The sequence below is a fragment of the Myroides pelagicus genome (assembly GCF_009711055.1).
In the GTDB taxonomy this organism is placed as follows: domain Bacteria; phylum Bacteroidota; class Bacteroidia; order Flavobacteriales; family Flavobacteriaceae; genus Flavobacterium; species Flavobacterium pelagicum.
Genome location: NZ_WMJY01000075.1, coordinates 1 through 2,785, shown reverse-complemented (window position 1 = coordinate 2,785; position 2,785 = coordinate 1). Strand labels below are relative to the sequence as shown.

At 32.5% G+C, this 2,785-nt stretch carries 3 protein-coding genes; all 3 read right to left on the bottom strand.

Going from position 1 to position 2,785, the window contains the following annotated elements; genetic code table 11:
* Nucleotides 1-358: 358 nt before the first annotated feature.
* Nucleotides 359-736 (bottom strand): hypothetical protein, encoded by a 378-nt coding sequence (locus tag GJV77_RS14555; protein WP_155037057.1) that lies wholly within the window; start codon nt 734-736, stop codon nt 359-361.
* A 73-nt stretch (nt 737-809) separates the two neighbouring features.
* Nucleotides 810-1,535, bottom strand: coding sequence for a peptidase associated/transthyretin-like domain-containing protein (locus GJV77_RS14550; protein WP_155037056.1), 726 nt, complete (start codon nt 1,533-1,535; stop codon nt 810-812).
* A 135-nt stretch (nt 1,536-1,670) separates the two neighbouring features.
* Nucleotides 1,671-2,651: a polyprenyl synthetase family protein gene (locus tag GJV77_RS14545; RefSeq protein ID WP_155037055.1), complete on the bottom strand. Its 981-nt coding sequence runs from the start codon at nt 2,649-2,651 to the stop codon at nt 1,671-1,673.
* Nucleotides 2,652-2,785 lie beyond the last annotated feature (134 nt).

Genomic DNA, 2,785 nt, shown 5'->3' with positions numbered 1-2,785 from the left:
ATGACTAATGTTGCATTTATAACTTGAATTCACGTAGTAAAAACATATACATTTAAAGCAATTGCAAAAGTAAATAAAAGAGAGTTGTTTCTAGAATAATTACTCTAAAAACAACCCTCTGAAATATAAGTATTCAATGTATTAATTACTCTATAATCACTCATGTCCACATCTAAAGACTACTCATCTATATTAAATACGTCATCTAAAATTAATTACAATATGCCAAAAATCGTTTGTGTTAAACACATTACAAACTTAATTCTTCGCTTATCCTTAATTCTATAAAATAACTATTATAACCTTGTTTACCCTCTTTGTTTCTATATGGACGCATAAGGTGGGACATATAACTAATCTATTTTTCTTTTTTTTCTAATTTATCTAAAATCGAAACTTCTTTTACGGTCAATGGACGTATATTTCTTCCCTTCCAATAAATTGTCTGATAACTAGTCGGAGCACCGAATAATGCCTTGTCCTTAAAAGACTTCTGTTTAGGTATTTCCACACCGCTGATTAATTTATCTATCATAATCTCACGCTTCATATCTATCATTACCTTTTCCTCTTTTCGCACAGTTAAATCCATCAATGCATTGCGCATTCCATAATTTAATATTGTACCACCCTCTTTTTCCAAAAATACAGCATGTGAACTAATATCTCTCAATTTAATCTTAAATAGCTCTAAGTAATTAAACTCCTTTAAGTTCGCTTTAGATTCTTCAGCCATACCTATTTTATACTCTAATATTTTCGTTAGTGATTCATCGAAGACGACATATCCTTGTATATAAACTTCTTTCTTAGATAAATCCTTTTTCTTTCAATGAAGTTTTATCTTTTACATCATATTCTAGTATAACTACAGTCCCTTCATTACCTCTAACTTGTTTCTTTACAATATAATCATAGACCTTATCATTCTTAATCATCTTATTGAGATAATCTACTGAAACAAAAGAATTCAGTGTAGTACGAAAATCACCCGTCCCCATTACACTAAAGTACTCTTCCATATTTTCAAGGTCTATCTCTTGTTTTGACTCATACGTACGACGTTCTTTAATCTCTACTAAAGCCTTACTTCCGACACTATTGATATAGAAGTCTACCATAGCATCAGCCACATTCACCCTGTTATTATTTATAACATTAAACTCGCGAACATACGCTTCATATAAATCCCCCTTTTGTACAGAGCCTTTCATATTTGTAAAAGCTGTAACGAACACCTTCTGAATAGGCTTATTAAACACCATAATCTCCTCTAATTCCTGTATTACAGGAGTTAAAGGCACTTCCATACGGTTTGATACTTTCTCTCGTAACGATTGATAGGAGATATGATTAAAGGTTAACCCTGTTATGTGATCATCAAAGTATAAAATAAATTCACCTTGGTCATTACTAACGACCACAATACCTCCAGTGGAATCACTTATGACTACTCCACTAATTCCTTGTTGAGTAATACGATCTATAACTCTTCCTTTTATTTGTCTTGACTGAGCCAAAACAATAACTTGCATAAACAACATAAAAAAAAGAGAAATGCATTGCCTATATTTAACAACTAACATTTTGAAATTCAGTTATAAATATAAACAAAAATCAAAGACAGAATATACTATCTAGATAAAAGATTGTAAAGACAGAGCCAAAAACTATTTCTTTCTCTCGATAACATAATTCACCATCGTAAACAATGCCTCTCTATATGTAGACTCAGGAAACTCACGTAAAATACTTAATGCCTCTTGCTGATACTCTATCATCTTGGCGCTAGCATATTCTAACCCTCCTTTGTCTTTAACGAAAGCAATAACTTCTTTCACTCGTTTTTTATCCTCGTTATGATTCTTTACAGAATTGATTAACCACTTTTTCTCTTTAGAATCTGCTGTATTCAAAGCATAAATAAGAGGTAGTGTCATCTTTTGCTCTTTAATATCTATACCTGTCGGCTTACCGATAGGTCCATCTGTATAGTCAAACAAATCATCTTTTATTTGAAACGCCATACCAATTAATTCACCAAACTTGCGCATCTTCTCGATAAGCTCTGCATCATCAGGCTTTACTGCCGCTGCCCCTAAAGAACAGCATGCCGCTATAAGTGTAGCAGTCTTCTGACGAATTATCTCGTAATAAACCTCTTCTGTAATGTCTAAACGTCTCGCCTTTTCAATCTGAAGTAACTCTCCTTCACTCATTTCACGCACTGCTACTGAAATAATACGCAATAAATCAAAATCACCATTATCAATAGACAACAATAAACCTTTTGACAATAGATAATCTCCTACTAAGACCGCTATCTTATTTTTCCATAGTGCATTTAACGAAAAGAATCCTCTACGCATATTACTATCATCAACTACATCATCATGTACTAAAGTCGCTGTATGTATCAACTCTATGACAGATGCTCCTCTATAGGTTCGCTCATTTACTTCTTCATCACCAACCATCTTGGCAACTAGAAATACGAACATCGGACGCATTTGCTTCCCTTTTCTGTTTACGATGTAATAAGTAATACGATTAAGTAATGCTACTTTGGTAGTCATAGATTTATGAAACTTTTTCTCGAAAAGCTCCATCTCTTTCTTGATTGGCGTCTGTATCTGTTGTACTATGTTCATAACAAAGTCAAAAATACGACTTTTTATTGGTGTTAGTCGTTTTCACAAAAAAACTCTTCTACATGAACGAGAAGAGTTTTTTATTTATTATTCTTTTTATTTCTTAGATTCAACAAATAAATGCAACAGCATTT

Excerpts from the sequence above, each read along its gene's own strand:
- GJV77_RS14555 (WP_155037057.1), bottom strand. The coding sequence starts at position 736 with ATGGCTGAAGAATCTAAAGCGAACTTAAAGGAGTTTAATTACTTAGAG.
- GJV77_RS14545 (WP_155037055.1), bottom strand. The coding sequence starts at position 2,651 with ATGAACATAGTACAACAGATACAGACGCCAATCAAGAAAGAGATGGAG.
- GJV77_RS14550 (WP_155037056.1), bottom strand. The coding sequence starts at position 1,535 with ATGCAAGTTATTGTTTTGGCTCAGTCAAGACAAATAAAAGGAAGAGTT.